Source organism: Rhizobium sp. CG4, from assembly GCF_023701965.1.
Taxonomy (GTDB): domain Bacteria; phylum Pseudomonadota; class Alphaproteobacteria; order Rhizobiales; family Rhizobiaceae; genus Agrobacterium.
The window spans coordinates 22,896-39,488 of the sequence record NZ_JABAEG010000012.1 but is presented as its reverse complement, the minus strand read 5'-3'; the positions used below and the strand labels follow the sequence as shown (position 1 = coordinate 39,488).

Below are 16,593 nucleotides of genomic sequence, written 5' to 3'. Positions count from 1 at the left end.
GTGATGTCAAACCTCATTTCCAGAAGAGACCTACTGCGAGGCCGAACTGAGCCCCCAAAACAACGTATCTGTCCTCCCGGGGTCACGTTGAGTGATCTCACTGCATGCAGCGGCTGTGGAAAGTGCGTGGAACAGTGTCCTACCAAGATCATTTCAATGGTCGACCGGCTGCCTGCACTGGATTTTTCAGAAGGTGAATGCACCTTTTGCAGTCAGTGTGCCGCCGCATGCCCGGAACCGGTTTTTAAGCTCGACCTCGCAGCACATTTCGATCATGCCATGGTAATCGGTGGCGACTGTCTGGCATTTCAGAAAGTGGACTGCCAGGCGTGTCGTGACGCCTGCCCCACGCAGGCCATCCGCTTCCGTCCAAGGCTCGGCGGTCCTTTTATTCCAGAACTCAACGAGGCCCTATGCACGGGATGCGGAGCATGTGTGTCCGTTTGTCCGGCCAATGTGATCGAGATCAACGAACGATCTGCCGAGGTTCAATATGGTTGAAAATACACAGCGATATCACGTTTCCAGTGCTGTCGTGGCCACGCTGCCCCAACTGACCCAGTCAGTCATGGCGACACTGCAGGGACTGGAAAATGTGGAAATCCACGGCGAGGGTAACGGCAAGATTGTCATCGTCATCGAAGGTTCCAGCAGCGGCATGATGGGCGGTGTGCTGACTTATATTTCGACACTCGACGGGGTGATCTCGGCCAACATGGTTTTTGAACACGTCGACATAGAGGAGAATAGCGGCGATGAGCAGCCAATTAACGCGGCGTGATTTAGTAAAGGCGCATGCCGCAGGCATTGCAGCGGCAACGGCAGGTATTGCATTGCCGGCCTCCGCACAGCCTGTTTCAGGCGGCGTTAGTGCGCTGGAAATAAAATGGTCCAAGGCACCCTGTCGATTTTGTGGCACCGGTTGCGGTGTGATGGTTGGTGTCAAGGAAGGTAAGGTCGTTGCCACGCATGGCGACATGCAGGCGGAAGTTAACCGCGGCCTGAACTGCATCAAAGGCTACTTCCTGTCCAAGATCATGTACGGTAAGGACCGTCTGCAAACACCCCTTTTGCGCAAGAAAAACGGCGTTTATGCCAAGGATGGTGAATTCGAACCGGTAAGCTGGAATGAGGCCTTCGATGTGATGGCTGAGCAGTGCAAGCGTGTCCTGAAAGACAAAGGACCGACTGCTGTTGGCATGTTTGGCTCGGGCCAGTGGACGATTTTTGAAGGTTATGCGGCAACCAAATTGATGCGTGCTGGCTTTCGCTCGAACAATCTCGACCCGAACGCTCGCCATTGTATGGCTTCAGCCGCCTACGCTTTCATGCGCACTTTCGGCATGGACGAGCCGATGGGTTGTTATGACGACTTCGAACACGCAGACGCCTTTGTACTCTGGGGTTCGAACATGGCAGAAATGCACCCCATTCTCTGGACGCGCATCGCGGACCGTCGTCTAGGCCATGAACATGTCCGGGTTGCTGTTCTGTCGACCTTTACCCACCGCAGTATGGACCTGGCCGACATCCCGATGGTGTTCAAGCCGGGCACGGATCTGGTGATCCTCAACTACATCGCCAACCACATCATCCAGACAGGTCGCGTTAACAAGGACTTCGTCAAGAACCATACCAAATTCGTCCGAGGTGTGACTGATATTGGTTATGGCAGACGCCCTGATGACCCGCAGGAGATCAATGCTGCCAACTCTGCCGATCCGGCCAAGACGGAAGCTATTGACTTCGAGACGTTCAAGGCCTTCGTTGCCGAATATACGCTGGAAAAAGCGGTGAAGATGACCGGCGTCGAAGCAAGCTTTCTGGAAGAGCTTGCAGAGCTTTATGCCGACCCAAATCGCAAGGTCATGTCACTGTGGACCATGGGCTTCAATCAGCACGTGCGCGGAGTGTGGGCTAATCAAATGGTCTACAATATTCACCTGCTGACGGGCAAGATCTCCGAGCCGGGCAACAGCCCGTTCTCACTGACAGGCCAGCCTTCGGCTTGCGGGACAGCGCGTGAGGTGGGCACGTTCGCGCACCGCCTGCCGGCGGATATGACAGTTACCAACCCCGATCATCGCAAACATGCCGAGGAAATCTGGAAAGTACCGCATGGCATCATTCCGGAAAAGCCCGGTTATCATGCGGTTCAGCAGGACCGCATGCTGCATGACGGAAAATTGAATTTCTACTGGGTTCAGGTCAATAACAACGTTCAGGCTGGTCCCAACACCAGCAACGAGACCTATCTCGGTTATCGCAATCCAGAGAATTTCATCGTTGTTTCCGATGCCTATCCAACGATCACCGCAATGAGTGCCGACCTTATTCTGCCCGCGGCCATGTGGGTTGAAAAAGAAGGCGCGTACGGCAATGCCGAACGCCGCACCCATGTCTGGCATCAGTTGGTACAAGCATCCGGCGAGGCGCGGTCGGATCTCTGGCAACTGGTCGAGTTTTCAAAACGCTTTACAACAGATGAGGTTTGGCCCGCCGACATTCTGGATGCCAACCCGGAATATCGCGGCAAGACATTGTACGACGTCCTGTATAAGGACAGCGATGTCGGCAAATTCCAGTTGAGCGAAGTCAGCACTGAATATGAAAATCAGGAGGCCAAACACTTCGGCTTCTACCTGCAGAAGGGTCTGTTCGAGGAATATGCCGCTTTTGGCCGTGGTCACGGACATGATCTGGCGCCTTACGACGCTTATCACGAAGTGCGGGGCATGCGCTGGCCGGTTGTCGATGGCAAGGAAACCCTTTGGCGATACCGCGAGGGATACGACCCCTATGTGAAGCCGGGCGAAGGCGTGAAATTCTACGGCAACAAGGACGGCAGGGCGGCAATCATTGCCGTGCCCTACGAGCCACCAGCGGAATCCCCTGATGACGAATTCGACACATGGCTGGTTACCGGCCGTGTGCTTGAACATTGGCATTCCGGTTCCATGACCATGCGCGTCCCGGAACTTTACAAGGCATTCCCGGGTGCACGCTGTTTCATGAATGCAGAGGATGCGCGCAAACGTGGTTTCAATCAGGGCTCAGAAATCCGCATCATCTCACGGCGGGGTGAAATACGCTCCCGCGTTGAAACACGCGGCCGTAACCGCATGCCGCCCGGCGTGATCTTTGTGCCGTGGTTCGATGCCAGCCAGCTCATCAACAAGGTGACGCTGGATGCAACCGATCCCATTTCCAAACAAACGGATTACAAAAAATGCGCAGTCAAACTAGAACCCGTCGCATAATTGCGAGACGCGGCTGGATTGTCGCCGCCAGTACTATTGCGCTTATTACAACAGGCGCTTTTGCCCAGATGGTGCCTGAACTTTCAGGCCCAAGTGGCGATCCAATGCGAACGGAAGCGGCCAAACCGCTTCCCAAGTGGATCATTGACGACCTGAAACGGATGCGCGCTTATCCTGAACAGCCCCCGGTCATTCCGCACTCAATTGACGGCTACCAGCTGTCAGTGAACGCGAACCGCTGTCTATCCTGTCACAAGCGTGAATTCTCTCAGGATGCTGGTGCACCGATGATCAGCGTCACCCACTACATGACGCGCGAAGGCCAGATGCTGGCTGACGTTTCACCGCGTCGTTATTTCTGCACAGCGTGCCACGTGCCGCAGGCGGACACGCGCCCACTCGTGCCAAACACCTTTCAGGATATGAGCGAGATGGGTGTCAAAAAAGCAGGAAGCGAATGATGTTTACTCGTGTCAAAAAGCTGCTGCTCTGGGTATGGACCGTGCTTTCAACACCGGCAGCGACACTCAGCCTGGCCTTCCTGACGCTTGGCGGTTTTGTTGGCGGGGTCATGTTCTGGGGTGCGTTCAATACTGCGCTGGAAATGACCAACAAGGAGGCATTTTGCATCTCCTGCCACGAAATGAAGGACAATGTTTACGAGGAACTAACCCGAACGGTGCACTTCTCCAACCGTTCAGGGGTGAGGGCATCGTGTCCTGACTGTCACGTACCACATGAGTGGACCCACAAGATTGCCCGCAAAATGCAGGCATCCAAGGAGGTGTGGGGCAAAATCTTTGGCACCATTAATACCCGCAAGAAGTTTCTCGACCATCGGCTTGAACTTGCCCAGCACGAGTGGGCTCGTCTAAAAGCAAATGACAGCCTTGAGTGCCGCAATTGCCATGCATCGGTTGCCATGGATTTCACCAAGCAGACACAACGTGCGGCTGACATCCATTCCAGGTTTTTGCTCCCTGGCAAGGCGACGTGCATTGATTGTCACAAGGGTATCGCTCATGAACTTCCCAGCATGGAAGGTATTGATCCCGGTTGGAAAATGCCACCTGAACTTCAGGGCGAACAACTGCCGTCTGCTTCCGCAATTGACGACCTTAAACGTGCCATTGCAGATGCACACCAATCTGTTCACTGAGTTTCCAGTACTAAGAAAGAGCATATGAGGAAAAAACATGCGGCTTGGATACGTCAACATGACCGACGGTGAAGAGATGGACCTGTGCCTGTCACAGGTGGTCAAGCTGTTCGAAGAAGTCGGCATCAAGCCATCCGGCGCCATCCATGCACCGTATAAAGGGGCCAATCTCAGCAAATGCGATATGGATCTGAAAATATTGCCCGATGGACCGGTTCTTCGTATCAGCCAAGACTTGGGCGAACTTTCAACCGGCTGCCGTTTGGATAGCGCAGCTCTCGAAGCTGCAACAGTAGCGGCTGCTGCGCACTCCGACGGTGCCACAGTGCTTGTCGTCAATAAGTTCGGCAAACACGAAGCCGAAGGCCGTGGTTTCGTACCGCTGATCGTCGAGGCTATGGAAAACGACACACCCGTGGTCATCGGCGTCAAAGGTCTTAATCTTGATGCGTTTATGTCATTTTCTGGTGGGCTGGCCGAGCTGCTAAACGCAGACCCACATGGCATTGTTCAGTGGGTACAAGGAGCTTAACACCGACAAGAATAAGCCCAATCCGTCACGTCCCTCGATTTATCCTTATTCACATGCGACGACCCGTTTAACAGTCGCAGCCCGTCACCTAACCACCACGCTTCGTTGCGCCAAGCAACCACCATAAATTGCATGAACCATTTCTTACAATTGAACATTGTCAGTCAGATTGTGTGTGATCCGTAGACGAAACGATTGGTGGAAAGCGTTATGACAAAGCTCCGAAGACGTGACATCACGATACGAACTATGTGTTGGATCAGGAACAGGCGATGTATTTATGAACGCGGAAAACAAACCGGGCGATGCTCATAACTCTGATGATCTCTGCCCTATGGCCCTTCTGCCTGATGGCGTAAGTGAACGTAGGCTCTAAACCCGCTGAAAAGACCCTGCCCTTCAAGATCGAAACAATTGCGCAGTTTGCCACGCCTTGGGCGATGGCGTTCATACCAGACGGAAGGATTCTGGTGACGGAGAAGGAAGGCCGTCTGCTCTTAACCACGCAGGCTGGCGAGAAGCTTGAAGTTTCCGGTGTTCCAGTCGTGCAGTATAGCGGGCAGAACGGTCTGCTCGATATCGCTGCAGCGCAGGAGGCGACCGCGACATACACCAGAAGCAGCAACCAGCCCGCTCCGCCAACGACGATCGGCTGAGCCTCTAAAAGGGGAAAATCCTGTCGCGTGGCAATCACCACTTGGAAACCCGCGAATCGACCTCGCCTCGTCGCAGACCTGAACTGCAAGGTGTCGTCATTCTCGCGATATCCTCCCTCCTCACCGGGAAATCACTCGACGTACAGCGTCAGCGTATAGTCCGCCGCTTCATCCCGACGGGCGGCATTGCGCATCAGGTATACGTGGATCACGTACTTGCCGCTGAACGGGATTGTAATGGTCGTTCCGTTGCTCTCCATCGAACTGTTGTACATGGCGGCACTGGCACCAGGCGCCAACACATTGACGTAAAGGCTCGAGTTACCTGAACCGAGCTGTACGCTCATCTTCTGCCCGGCGTTTACCCCGACAGAGTACTCGACGGTCTCGTAACCTTTCAGTTTAGCCTTGATCCTGTAGCCTGATGATCCGGGCGAGAAGTGGACGGGTTAGCGCCGAACCTCGTCGGCAAAAGTCGGTGCTGCGGCGAGGACCGCAAGGACGAGCATCATCAGATTGCGGACCGTTTTCTTCGCTCGGCCTCTCAGAGTGTATCTCCACGGAGAATTGAAACCGGATCTCCAGGAATTGCAATGCCATCATGACCAGGCATCGAGGAGTTGAAAACAGCCAATATTTACCTAGAACACGATAAAGCTTTGTCAGGTTGAAATAGCGGCTCTCGCAAATGGTGTCCGCCACGATCTCATGTAACGGTGCCAAGCATGCTGGGCGATTGGACGACACTGCGTTGACGGCGAAGGAGATGGCCTTGGACTTCATGAAATTGCTCAAGTCCCTTGAGGAGTTGCTTTACGAACTGGTTTCCTGGCTACTTTTCTATCCGATCACCATGTGGCGCGCGGTTGTCAGACCCTTGAGCATGATGCGGTATGCCGACAGCGAACTGACCGACAGGCCCGAGGACCAGTACGAAGACACCCTGAGTCCTCCCTTGTTTCTGCTAATCACGCTTCTACTGTCCCAGGGGCTGTCAGGTGCCTTTCCGTCCGCTTATGATACCGGGGGTTGCGGGGAAGGAACTGGGGTCCGGGTCGAACCTGCTGATCGCGCGCGGGGTGGTGTTCGGGATTTACCCGCTTTGCATGGCTGTCGCCACGTTGGTCCATCATTCGACGAGGATCACACGGGACTCTCTGCGCCCTCCTTTTTTTAGTCAATGCTATGTCGCCGCACCATTTGCATTTGTCGTCGGCCTGGCATTCGACTTTCTGTTCATGCCGCATGCCCAAGGTGTCATTGTCGGCGTCTTCGTAATGGTGCTCGCTGTACTGTGGTACGCGCAAGCCGAGATAAGGTGGTTCAGTCCTGGAATGGGCGTTGTGAAGGCAACCGCCGCCTTCGCTGTGGCATTCCTGGTCGCCACGCTCGTTGCTTTCACACTCGCCGTGACCATTGGCCTTGAAGCAAAGAACCTTGCAAGCTGAGTCCTACGCCGCGTGACAAATGTGGTAATAGAGAGCACCCGCGCGGGAAGCCGTTCCGAAAGTCAAGCAACACTAGGGCAACGATGCATCACTTGCGTGATGTGGGAGCTTCCTGTTGAACATCCTTATCGCGATAGCAACGCTCTCGCCGTGGACGCGTCGATAGAGCGCAGTATCCCGATACTTTTCCACAGGATTACCGCGATAAAAAGGGAATACAAACGACATGACCGACTGGCATCGCACCTTAGCCCGGCCGATTACGGGATCAGGCTCTTCCATTGGCTGCCGCCCGGCTATGGAATTGTGCCGAAATCCGGATTGGTAAAAAGTTGTTAAAGTAGTGCAGTTCATTCAGCACCTTGAATTAGGTGTCATGAACGCAATATGTCCTTTCGCGGTCGTTGTCGCCTACTTACTGGCCATCACCATTGGCGCGGAAACCAAGGGTATGGCAATGGTGTTGCGCGCGGCACGCGTTTTGCCGGCAACGACGTTATGAATAGAGTGTCTCAATGACCTGCTCACCGAGCGCAAAACCGGTCGACGCGCCGCTGCCATTGGTCACAATAATAAGCCGGACGTTCTCAGCTGGTTCGTCCACCATAACAGGACTATCGCTTGCTGACGCGAAGGTGCCGCACCAACGCGACACGATTTGTCGACCGGGCAAGTCTAAGATCGGGTCGAACGCTTTCATTATGAGGTGGTCGATCTGATCGCTCGCAAAGGGCTCTTGGACATTGCCATAAACATGGCTCCGAAGATTGCACGGCGATAAGGTGAATGCCCCGGGAACGCATCTCTGCAAGCTCATCATCAAGGCGGGCACAAAGCACCCGCCGACTGTAGGTTGGAGAGGCACAAAGTGCTCTGGAATCTACCGCTCAAGAAAGCCAATGACTTCTCGCACTCTCCCGGCATCGTCGAGCCACACAACGTCCATGCCGCGAGCGATGGTCACATCCTCCGGCGAGACGAGGTCCCAGGCGAAGCGGACAAACGGTCCGTGGCCATCGGGCGTGCCAGAAAGCTCGAAACGGTGGCCGGGGAAACGGCTGCGAGCGGCACGGATCATGGCAGAAATTCCATCCGGCCCCTCCCCCTGCATCAGCGGATCGGCATAGCGGGCGTCTGTCGCCCAGCTTTCTGACAGCATCCGGGTGCGGTTCACGTCCTCAGCTTCGTTCCAGAGGGCGAGATAGGCGTTGGCGATCGAGAGGTGGTCGGTCATAGTGATGTTCCTGTCTTTGGTTGTGATCTCAAGGCTGACGCGACTTTAGCCGCGAAACAATTACCTCTGAGGTAATCGATTTTCGCGTCTACTCTGCTAGGCTCCCAGTATGACCGAAGCAGTCACCAATACCGCCCCACTTGCTCCTCACACCACAGTTGGCGCCGTGCTTCGCGAATGGCGCGCGAAGCGACGCATGAGCCAGCTCGAACTCGCGCTCGACGCGGAAATTTCCGCGCGGCATCTGAGCTTCGTGGAAAGCGGACGCTCCTCGCCGAGCCGCGACCTGCTTCTGAAACTGGCCGAGCGGCTTGCCATGCCGCTTCGTGCCCGCAACAGGCTGATGCTCTCGGCCGGCTACGCACCCGCTTATGCGGAGACCGTGTTCAATGCGCCCGATATGTCCGGGATACGGGCGACGGTCGGCGCGATCCTTGATGGCCACGATCCTTTCCCGGCCATTGCCATCGACAGCCGGTGGACGCTGGTGCAGGCGAACAAGGCCGCAGGCGCCCTATTCGAGGGCATCAATCCGGAGATGCTTACGCCGCCGCTCAACGTACTACGGCTGAGTCTTCATCCGCAGGGGCTCGCGACGCGGATCGTGAACCTGGCGGAATGGCGCCAGCATGTGCTGGAGCGGTTGCGGGTACAAATTGAGGGATCTGACGATCCCTTCCTGTCCGAACTCTTCAGAGAACTTTTCGCGTATCCAGTTCCAGCTGATCTGAACGCGCCTTCCTTGCATTCGCTTCTCGCCGTGCCGCTGGAACTGCGGATGCCGGGAAGCGACCAGATACTGCGGTTCATGTCGACGACGACCGTGTTTAGCACCGCCACCAGCGTCACCCTTGCGGAACTGGCGCTCGAATGCTTCTACCCTGCCGATGCGGAGACGCGGTCGGCGCTAATGCAATATGAATGAGACCTCAAGGAACGACTGATGAGCGTCACCTATCTGATCGAGTTCGCCGTGAAACCTGAGGAGCAACGCGCTTCCTGGATCTGTTGACCGGCGTCTTGGAAGCCATGCGCCACGAAGAAATGTTCGTTGACGCGGCGCTACATGCGGATCCGGCAGACGAGAACCGCTTCATGCTGCACGAAACCTGGCAAAGCCACGAGGACGTTCTGACCGTGCAGCTCGCCCGGCCCTATCGCGCTGCGTGGCACGAGGCCCAGCCGGAACTGCTGGCCGGCGAGCGAAAAATTTCGATGTGGCAAAAGCTGCGCGACGACCGGGCGTGCGCCGATGATATTCAGCGGAAGCAGAACGTACAGGAGGAATGGCATACTCGAAGTAGATAATCTCTATTGTAGAGCGGCCACAATTACCCCGGCTAACGCCTTGAGCGGAATCGAACAATCGTTCACGTAGATAATTATGTTGGGGGAGTTCACGAGACTAGCAACAGTTTATTTCTTCAATGACAGCGAGTACCGGGTATGGCGACGCTCGCCTGTCCGCGTCAGTGCACCGATCTCCACGAGCTGTTGAAGGTCGCGTGTTGCTGTAGCCCGGGATGTGTCTGTGATCGAAATGTAGTTTTCGGCACATAGCCCCCCCCTTGCGGCCAGCCGTGCCTTCTTTGAAGATGCGCGCGACTACCTTTTGCTGCCTCTGGTTTAGCTGGCCCCGAAACCGATCATAGAACTTTGCTTTCTGAATGAAGAAATCTATGCGCTCAAGCGTCGCCTGTTGAGCCTCCAGGATAGTTTCTGAAAAGAAAATGATCCAGTTGGTGATATCGAGCGTGCGCTGGTGCCGCTCAAGCTCGGAATAGTAGGCCTTCCGGCGCTTCTCGATTGTGAAGGCGAGTGAAATGAGAGTTGGCTGCCCAATGTTTTGAGCCAGGGATTTCTCAGCAAGCGCACGCCCAATTCTGCCGTTGCCATCCTCAAATGGATGTATGCTTTCAAAATATAGATGGCCTACTGCTGCGCGCGTCAACGCTTGAAGCGACGTTTGACCATCTGGCCCGGATTGATTGAACCATGCGATGAAAGTATCCATCTCACCGGTAACTTGATGAGACGGGGGAGCTTCGAAGTGGATTGTCGGCTTATCCAATCGACCTGACACGATCTGCATGGCGTCTTCATGTTTGCGGTAAACACCAACCGTTTCAATGTACCGGTTTCCGGCCATCAGCATTGAATGCCAGTGGAACAGTCCCTCATGATGCAGAGGCCTATGCCAGCTTTGATAGACGTTCGCCATCATCTCGGCGATCCCCCGCTCTTGGGGACGGATCTGCCTATCATCAGTGTCCAGCCCGAACTGCCGACCGAGGGATGATTGGACACTCATGCGGTCCAGGAATTCCCCCTCAATCTCTGAGGTCTTGACCGCTTCGTCACTCAGCAATTCAATACGAAGTTGATTGCTGTCGTCATCGTTGAAATGTCGCACAGCTCCGATAACCTCGCCGGCGGACTGCAAGAATCTCTGCTCTAGCGGTGCTAGGCTTGCGGAATCGTACTTGAAATTCGGCCAACCAGTGTTTTGCCAGTTCCATTTCATGAGTTATAGCCGCCGTTTCTATAGCTCATATTTGCCGCTATAGATGAGCTATTGCAAGCACATCTATAGCGCAGCACCACGATCTAGGGCTACCAATCAACACGACAATGGTAGACAGGTAACCATCTCCGGTTGCCTCGACATTGGCGTCGAAAGAAACAGCATGAGCATTCGTGATGCTACATCCAAGACGCTACCCACCTAAAACTGTTATGTAGTCAACAATCATGAGCCCATGACCGCATTGCGTCCATATTGTTGAATTAGTCGGGCGGTTTTTCACGTGGGCATCAGGCCGTTTTCGGCCCCATGCGGCCAAGCTCATCGATTTTCTGGGCCGCCAGCCTTTATTAGATCACCGTCGTACAGCTGTCTTGGCTTCGGGGCTTGTAAGATCAGCGACGGGCGACGTGCCGAACATGCCTTTGTATTCACGGCTGAACTGCGAAGGACTTATATACCCTACTGAAAATGCCACGCTTGAGACGCTCCTGCCGCCTGTAGACAGGAGTTGTCGTGCTTCCAGAAGACGCATCTGACGCTGGAAAGCGAGAGGACTAAGGAAGCAGAGATCATCGCGGCCTGCAGCATCGTGATCGGCAGTGAACCACTCTTGCGTGCTTACAGCTACCGACCGAAGATTAACCCTCTGCTCTCCAAAAAGCATCGCTGTCCGCGAATGATCTGCACCTTGACCATAGTCCACTCGCCGCATTCCAAGCACCCGCTGGTACCATTGAGCTGACTGCTCGACATTCGTGACGTTGACAAACAAGTGATCGATGGTTTCAATTTTCTCGTTAGGTCTCTCTTGTTATTTGATGAACCGACTTTCGAAATAGCTTCGAGACAAGTCGCCGCAACAGCGCCGGTTCGATCCAAAGAAGGATCAAATGATGCTATCCCACATGCCGCCAAAAAAAATCAATCAGCGATCAAAGTTGTTAATTTTCGCGTGAGTTCGATCCAGTTTTCCACTCGCCGTGATCCACTCAGGCCGAATAAATTTGTTTGCTGACAATTCACTACACCGGATCTGGTGGGCTAACGCGAAATGAAACGAATCAAACCCTGCTGAACTCAACAGCAATGGCCATAGGCCAAGGTCAGACCTGCTCACAATCAGCCTGTTTCGGTGTCGTATCTGACTTGGACGGAAGGAAAACAAAGCGCCACGCGTGTGCCTTCTCCCAGACGAGAGGTGATCCTGACCTTACCGCCTGACTGACGGACGAACCCGTAGACCAATGCCAGTCCGAGTCCCGAGCCACCGGTTATCGAGCGTGTCGTATAGGGTTCCATCGCCTGGTCGAAGACTTCAGGTGACATTCCGACACCATCTTCCGTCGAATCGCAATTGGAGGCGCCAGCCTTGTCAGAAAATGATTTCCGTATTGCCGCGGTGTCGAGCGGGGCCTGGATATGACCCCGCTAGACCTTCACCCGTAGCATCAGTCGAGACGAACGCTATTCGCGTCGAAGAAATGCAAGTCAGATGCCCTTGCGCCGATCTGCACCATGTCGTCCATCTCGATCCGCGAGCGACCTGCCACGCGGAAGACGATGTCGCTGCCATCGGCGAGCGTTCCATGGACATAGCTTTCAGCCCCAACCAGCTCGACCGCGGCGACCTTGACGTTTGCGGTGAAGATCTCGTCCCCGGGCACATCCGTGATCATATGGAGGTCTTCCGGTCTGATGCCGAGGGTGGCGGTCCCGGTTGGAACCGACGCGTCGGTCATGGACCAGCTACCGGTCGCCCTCGCAATCTGAAGCAGGTTCATGGAGGGTGAACCGATGAAGGTCGCCACAAAAGTCGTGGCCGGACGCTCATAGAGCTCGATCGGCGTGCCGACCTGTTCGATGCGTCCGGCATTCAGGACCACAAGCCTGTCGGCGAGCGTCATCGCTTCCATCTGGTCATGGGTAACGTAGACGCTGGTCGTGGCAAGCGAGCGTTGCAGCCGCTTGATCTCGACGCGCATCTGCACGCGAAGCTTTGCATCGAGGTTCGACAGCGGCTCGTCGAAGAGATAGGCCGCCGGCTCCCGCACGATGGCGCGGCCCATAGCGACACGCTGGCGCTGGCCACCGGACAGTTGCCGCGGTTTGCGTTCCAGGAACTGTTCGATCTCGAGCGCCTTTGCAGCTTGCTCGATACGCCGGTCAATCTCGTCCTTTGGCATATTGCGGTTTTTCAGGCCGTAGGCCAGATTCTGGCGAACCGTCATGTGGGGGTAGAGTGCGTAGTTCTGGAACACCATGGCGATGTCTCGCTCAGAGGGTTCCAACTTGTTCACGACCCGGCCCCCGATCGCGATCTCGCCGCCCGAAATGCTCTCAAGCCCGGCTATCATGCGCAACAGCGTGGACTTGCCGCAGCCTGAAGGCCCAACGAGGACAACCAGTTCTCCATCGGCGATTTCTAGAGACACGCCTTTGATGGCTTCGACATTACCATAGATCTTGCGGACATCGTTCAAAACAATCTGGGCCATTACTTTTCTGTCTCCACAAGACCTTTGACGAACCATCGCTGCATCAGAACGACCACAACGATGGGAGGGATGATTGCGAGGATCGCCGTAACCATGACGTAATTCCAGGGCGTGGAGGCGTCGGTGAAATCGACCATGCGGCGCAAGCCGATGATGATCGTGTTCATCTTTGCGTCATTCGTGACCAGAAGAGGCCAGAGATACTGGGTCCAGCCGTAGATGAACAAAATCACGAAGAGCGCTGCGATGTTGGTGGTCGAAAGCGGAAGGAGGATATCCTTCATGAAGCGGAAGGGGCCGGCGTTGTCGATTCGCGCAGCTTCGACCAGTTCGCCTGGAATTGTCAGGAAGAACTGGCGGAAGAGGAAGGTGGCGGTGGCTGATGCCATCAACGGCAAAGTCAGACCCGCATAGGTGTCTATCAATCCGAGATCCACGATCACCTTGTAGGTGGGCAGAATGCGCACTTCGACCGGCAGCATCAGGGTGATGAAGATCATCCAGAAGAAGAACATCCGGAAACGGAAGCGGAAGAAGACGATGGCGAATGCCGACAGGAACGAGATGATGATCTTGCCGACGGCAATTGCGATCGCAACCACGAACGAGTTGAAGAGCAAGCGCTCAAGGCTGACTCCGACAACACGCTCGACGCCGGTGGACATGGATTCTTTATAATTTTCCGCCAGATGGCCGCCCGGGAGCAGTGACATCGGGGGGCGGATGATGTCTTGCGAACTCATCGATGAGGCGATGAACGTGTAATAGATTGGAAAGGCAACGATGATGATGCCGATCACGAGGATCAGGTGGCCAATCAGATTGGCAATGGGTCGATTTTCAATCATGTCCGGTCCTCATCCGTAATGGACCCGCTTCTCAACGAAGCGGAACTGGAAGGCGGTCAGGCCAATCACGATGATCATCAGGATGACGGACTGCGCGGCGGATGAGCCGAGGTTCAGGTTTACGAAGCCATCATTGTAAACTTTGTACACCAGGGTTTCAGTGGCTTTCGCGGGGCCGCCTCCGGTTACCGAATGGATGATGCCGAAGGTATCGAAGAAGGCGTAGACCGTATTCACCACCAGCAGGAAAAAGGTCGTCGGTGCCAGAAGCGGGAAGATGATCGTCCAGAAGAGTCGGCTGCCACGGGCACCATCGATCGCGGCAGCTTCAATCAGGGACTTCGGAATTGCCTGAAGACCGGCGACGAAGAAGAGGAAATTGTAGCTGATCTGCTTCCATGCAGCGGCAACGACGATGAGAGCCATCGCCTGGTCGCCCTTCAGAAGTGGATCCCAGTCGAAGCCTGTTGAGCGCAGCAGATATGCCAGGGTTCCCATGGCTGGGTTGAACATGAAGAGCCACAACATACCGGCAACGGCGGGAGCCACGGCATAGGGCCAGATCAATAGGGTGCGGTAAAAGGTTTGGCCACGAACAACCTTGTCAGCGGCCGTCGCCAGAAGTAGCGCAACCGCCATCGATACAAGAGCGGTCAGCGCACTGAAAATGATCGTTACCTGGAACGCATGGAGATAGTTGGGATCCGAAAGGATATCCGAAAAATTGGCAAACCCCACGAAGGTGCTTTTCAGCCCGAAGGGATCCTCCCTGAGCATGGACTGATAAATCGCTTGGCTCGCGGGCCAGAAAAAGAAGACCACGGTCAATATGATCTGGGGCGCCAAGAGCAGGTAGGGCAGGATTTTGTTCGGGAAGTGAACCGTGTGCAAGGTGAAGCTCCTCAGTCGGCCGAAGAAAAAAACACTGCCCGCACCTGACGATGCGGACAGTGTTTTGGGTCTGGCAGATCAGTTGCTGGAGACGGCGGCGATGGCCGCATTGCCGCGATCGACGATGCGGTCAAGCGCCGTCTTGGCATCTTGGGAACCGGCCAACATCGCTTCGAACTCCTCGTTCATGATGTCACGAACCTGGGGCAGATTCGGGAGACGGACGCCCTTGGAGTTTTCGGTCGGCGCCTTGCCGGTCATCTGCAGGATCGGCGTTTCACGCGCCGGGTTCTTCTCGTAAAACCCCGACGCCTTGGTCGCCTCGTAGGCGGCATTGGTCACCGGCAGATAGCCGGAAACCTGATGCAGGCGTGCCTGGATCTCTGTCTGAGACAGAAAATTGAAGAACTGGGCAATGCCCTTGTATTCCTCATCACTCTTGCCGCCAAAGACCCAGAGGCTGGCGCCGCCCGGAATGGTGTTCTGCGGGCCATTGCCCTCGTAGTAGGGAAGCTGGCCGATACCGTAGTTCATTCCCGACTTCACGATGTCACCCAGACCACCCGACGACTCGGTCATGATGGCGCACTCGCCTGACAGGAAGAGCTGCTTTGCCTCAGATGTGCGGCCACCGTAACGAAACGCACCATCCTTGGCTAGGTCTGCGATGGACTGGAAATGCTGCACATAAAGCGGCGAATTGATCTTCAGCTCGACCGTGCCTTCAGCAAGCCCGTTTTCATTTGTGCCATAGGAAACATTGTTCCATGCGGCAAAGTTTTCGGTCTGGATCCAGGTCAACCAGGTTGACGTCATGCCACAAGGCGCCGCACCGCTCTCCTTGATCTTTCGCGCAGCATCGAACACCTCAGGCCATGTCTTCGGCGGGTTCTCTGCATCAAGTCCGGCCTTGGTGAAGGCGTCTTTGTTATAATAGAGGATCGGCGATGAAGAATTGTACGGGAAGGACAGCATGGTGCCGTCTGGCTTTGAGTAGTAGGCAACGATACCGGCAAGGTAGTCCGACTTCTTAAACTCGAATCCACCCTTCTCGAGCACTTCGGCGACCGGAACGATGGCACCCTCTGCGCCCATCATGACACCGGAGCCTGCATCGAAGACCTGGATGATCGCGGGCGGCTGCTTCGAGCGGAATGCAGCGATCCCGGCGTTGAGAGCTTCCGGATAGGTGCCTTTGAAGACGGGCATGATCTTGTAGTCGCTCTGGCTTTCGTTGAATTCCTTTGCGAGCTGATCGACAACTTCGTTGTTTGCGCCGGTCATGGCATGCCACCACTGCAGCTCCGTGGCAGCAAAGGCGGATGCGCCGAAAGAAAGCGAAAAGGCGAGGGTCGCTGCGGATGCAACGAAGAGTTTCGTGGACATGGTGCCTCCCTGATGTTCCACTTGGTTTAGCTATACACTGACCAAGTATGGTCCCACGACAGATCCTCCCGATCCAACGTGAGCTCGCTTCGTTTGAAGCAACTCGCATTGAAAACGAAAACAGATGAACCTGCAATGAAATTGTGACAGTCGGTTG

General features: G+C 55.2%; 17 protein-coding genes and 2 pseudogenes. 10 read left to right on the top strand and 9 right to left on the bottom strand.

Going from position 1 to position 16,593, the window contains the following annotated elements; all coding sequences use genetic code 11:
* Positions 1–3 precede the first annotated feature (3 nt).
* The 7 genes from HGO37_RS24560 to HGO37_RS24530 all read left to right on the top strand — a co-directional run bounded on the left by HGO37_RS24560 (position 4) and on the right by HGO37_RS24530 (position 5,607).
* The gene (locus HGO37_RS24560; RefSeq protein ID WP_250985660.1) at positions 4–501 is read left to right on the top strand and encodes a ferredoxin-type protein NapF; all 498 of its coding nucleotides are present in this window, start codon (positions 4–6) and stop codon (positions 499–501) included.
* The gene (locus HGO37_RS24555) at positions 494–781 is read left to right on the top strand and encodes a chaperone NapD (protein ID WP_250985659.1); all 288 of its coding nucleotides are present in this window, start codon (positions 494–496) and stop codon (positions 779–781) included. Before HGO37_RS24560 ends, HGO37_RS24555 begins: the two co-directional genes overlap by 8 nt.
* Positions 756–3,260 (top strand): periplasmic nitrate reductase subunit alpha, encoded by a 2,505-nt coding sequence (gene napA / locus HGO37_RS24550; RefSeq protein ID WP_250985658.1) that lies wholly within the window; start codon positions 756–758, stop codon positions 3,258–3,260. Before HGO37_RS24555 ends, napA begins: the two co-directional genes overlap by 26 nt.
* Complete coding sequence (locus HGO37_RS24545) at positions 3,230–3,721, top strand: nitrate reductase cytochrome c-type subunit (protein ID WP_250985657.1); 492 nt, start codon at positions 3,230–3,232, stop codon at positions 3,719–3,721. Before napA ends, HGO37_RS24545 begins: the two co-directional genes overlap by 31 nt.
* Positions 3,718–4,419: a NapC/NirT family cytochrome c gene (locus tag HGO37_RS24540; protein ID WP_250985656.1), complete on the top strand. Its 702-nt coding sequence runs from the start codon at positions 3,718–3,720 to the stop codon at positions 4,417–4,419. Before HGO37_RS24545 ends, HGO37_RS24540 begins: the two co-directional genes overlap by 4 nt.
* Positions 4,420–4,456: 37 nt before the next feature.
* The gene (locus tag HGO37_RS24535) at positions 4,457–4,951 is read left to right on the top strand and encodes a DUF2478 domain-containing protein (RefSeq protein WP_250985655.1); all 495 of its coding nucleotides are present in this window, start codon (positions 4,457–4,459) and stop codon (positions 4,949–4,951) included.
* A gap of 359 nt (positions 4,952–5,310) precedes the next feature.
* Positions 5,311–5,607, top strand: coding sequence for a PQQ-dependent sugar dehydrogenase (locus HGO37_RS24530; RefSeq protein ID WP_250985654.1), 297 nt, complete (start codon positions 5,311–5,313; stop codon positions 5,605–5,607).
* 131 nt (positions 5,608–5,738) lie between these two features.
* Here HGO37_RS24530 and HGO37_RS24525 read toward each other — a convergent pair whose 3' ends face one another.
* Complete coding sequence (locus HGO37_RS24525; protein WP_250985653.1) at positions 5,739–5,954, bottom strand: hypothetical protein; 216 nt, start codon at positions 5,952–5,954, stop codon at positions 5,739–5,741.
* A gap of 759 nt (positions 5,955–6,713) precedes the next feature.
* Here HGO37_RS24525 and HGO37_RS24520 point away from each other — a divergent pair.
* A complete protein-coding gene (locus tag HGO37_RS24520; RefSeq protein ID WP_250985652.1) occupies positions 6,714–7,055 on the top strand; it encodes a hypothetical protein in 342 nt (113 codons plus the stop codon).
* A gap of 880 nt (positions 7,056–7,935) precedes the next feature.
* Here HGO37_RS24520 and HGO37_RS24515 read toward each other — a convergent pair.
* Positions 7,936–8,289, bottom strand: coding sequence for a nuclear transport factor 2 family protein (locus HGO37_RS24515; protein ID WP_250985651.1), 354 nt, complete (start codon positions 8,287–8,289; stop codon positions 7,936–7,938).
* Positions 8,290–8,398: 109 nt separating this feature from the next.
* Here HGO37_RS24515 and HGO37_RS24510 point away from each other — a divergent pair, with 109 nt between their 5' ends.
* Both HGO37_RS24510 and HGO37_RS24505 read left to right on the top strand, forming a co-directional pair.
* Complete coding sequence (locus HGO37_RS24510; protein ID WP_250985650.1) at positions 8,399–9,214, top strand: helix-turn-helix domain-containing protein; 816 nt, start codon at positions 8,399–8,401, stop codon at positions 9,212–9,214.
* 104 nt (positions 9,215–9,318) lie between these two features.
* The gene (locus HGO37_RS24505) at positions 9,319–9,597 is read left to right on the top strand and encodes a putative quinol monooxygenase (protein WP_352230603.1); all 279 of its coding nucleotides are present in this window, start codon (positions 9,319–9,321) and stop codon (positions 9,595–9,597) included.
* A 108-nt stretch (positions 9,598–9,705) separates the two neighbouring features.
* Here HGO37_RS24505 and HGO37_RS24500 read toward each other — a convergent pair.
* The 7 genes and pseudogenes from HGO37_RS24500 to ugpB all read right to left on the bottom strand — a co-directional run bounded on the left by HGO37_RS24500 (position 9,706) and on the right by ugpB (position 16,436).
* Positions 9,706–10,813, bottom strand: a pseudogene (locus tag HGO37_RS24500) (Fic family protein).
* Between the two features lie 355 nt (positions 10,814–11,168).
* The gene (locus HGO37_RS26590; protein ID WP_352230602.1) at positions 11,169–11,588 is read right to left on the bottom strand and encodes a helix-turn-helix domain-containing protein; all 420 of its coding nucleotides are present in this window, start codon (positions 11,586–11,588) and stop codon (positions 11,169–11,171) included.
* Between the two features lie 347 nt (positions 11,589–11,935).
* Positions 11,936–12,160 (bottom strand): annotated as a pseudogene (locus tag HGO37_RS24490) (ATP-binding protein); the annotation flags it as partial.
* Positions 12,161–12,264: 104 nt separating this feature from the next.
* Positions 12,265–13,311, bottom strand: a complete 1,047-nt coding sequence (locus tag HGO37_RS24485) for a sn-glycerol-3-phosphate import ATP-binding protein UgpC (RefSeq protein ID WP_250985649.1) — start codon at positions 13,309–13,311, stop codon at positions 12,265–12,267.
* A complete protein-coding gene (ugpE, locus tag HGO37_RS24480; protein ID WP_250985648.1) occupies positions 13,311–14,159 on the bottom strand; it encodes a sn-glycerol-3-phosphate ABC transporter permease UgpE in 849 nt (282 codons plus the stop codon). Before ugpE ends, HGO37_RS24485 begins: the two co-directional genes overlap by 1 nt.
* A 9-nt stretch (positions 14,160–14,168) precedes the next feature.
* On the bottom strand, positions 14,169–15,050 hold the full coding sequence (gene ugpA, locus HGO37_RS24475) for a sn-glycerol-3-phosphate ABC transporter permease UgpA (RefSeq protein ID WP_250985647.1): 882 nt from the start codon (positions 15,048–15,050) through the stop codon (positions 14,169–14,171).
* A 78-nt stretch (positions 15,051–15,128) separates the two neighbouring features.
* Positions 15,129–16,436: a sn-glycerol-3-phosphate ABC transporter substrate-binding protein UgpB gene (gene ugpB / locus HGO37_RS24470; protein WP_250985646.1), complete on the bottom strand. Its 1,308-nt coding sequence runs from the start codon at positions 16,434–16,436 to the stop codon at positions 15,129–15,131.
* Positions 16,437–16,593: the final 157 nt, after the last annotated feature.

What these genes read in the sequence shown, in the direction of transcription:
- HGO37_RS24505 (WP_352230603.1), top strand. Translation starts at nt 9,319, where the DNA reads ATGCGCCACGAAGAAATGTTCGTTGACGCGGCGCTACATGCGGATCCG.
- HGO37_RS24555 (WP_250985659.1), top strand. Translation starts at nt 494, where the DNA reads ATGGTTGAAAATACACAGCGATATCACGTTTCCAGTGCTGTCGTGGCC.
- napA (WP_250985658.1), top strand. Translation starts at nt 756, where the DNA reads ATGAGCAGCCAATTAACGCGGCGTGATTTAGTAAAGGCGCATGCCGCA.
- HGO37_RS24510 (WP_250985650.1), top strand. Translation starts at nt 8,399, where the DNA reads ATGACCGAAGCAGTCACCAATACCGCCCCACTTGCTCCTCACACCACA.
- HGO37_RS24515 (WP_250985651.1), bottom strand. Translation starts at nt 8,289, where the DNA reads ATGACCGACCACCTCTCGATCGCCAACGCCTATCTCGCCCTCTGGAAC.
- HGO37_RS24520 (WP_250985652.1), top strand. Translation starts at nt 6,714, where the DNA reads ATGGCTGTCGCCACGTTGGTCCATCATTCGACGAGGATCACACGGGAC.
- HGO37_RS24485 (WP_250985649.1), bottom strand. Translation starts at nt 13,311, where the DNA reads ATGGCCCAGATTGTTTTGAACGATGTCCGCAAGATCTATGGTAATGTC.
- HGO37_RS24535 (WP_250985655.1), top strand. Translation starts at nt 4,457, where the DNA reads ATGCGGCTTGGATACGTCAACATGACCGACGGTGAAGAGATGGACCTG.
- HGO37_RS24525 (WP_250985653.1), bottom strand. Translation starts at nt 5,954, where the DNA reads ATGAGCGTACAGCTCGGTTCAGGTAACTCGAGCCTTTACGTCAATGTG.
- HGO37_RS24545 (WP_250985657.1), top strand. Translation starts at nt 3,230, where the DNA reads ATGCGCAGTCAAACTAGAACCCGTCGCATAATTGCGAGACGCGGCTGG.
- HGO37_RS24540 (WP_250985656.1), top strand. Translation starts at nt 3,718, where the DNA reads ATGATGTTTACTCGTGTCAAAAAGCTGCTGCTCTGGGTATGGACCGTG.
- ugpB (WP_250985646.1), bottom strand. Translation starts at nt 16,436, where the DNA reads ATGTCCACGAAACTCTTCGTTGCATCCGCAGCGACCCTCGCCTTTTCG.
- HGO37_RS24560 (WP_250985660.1), top strand. Translation starts at nt 4, where the DNA reads ATGTCAAACCTCATTTCCAGAAGAGACCTACTGCGAGGCCGAACTGAG.
- ugpE (WP_250985648.1), bottom strand. Translation starts at nt 14,159, where the DNA reads ATGATTGAAAATCGACCCATTGCCAATCTGATTGGCCACCTGATCCTC.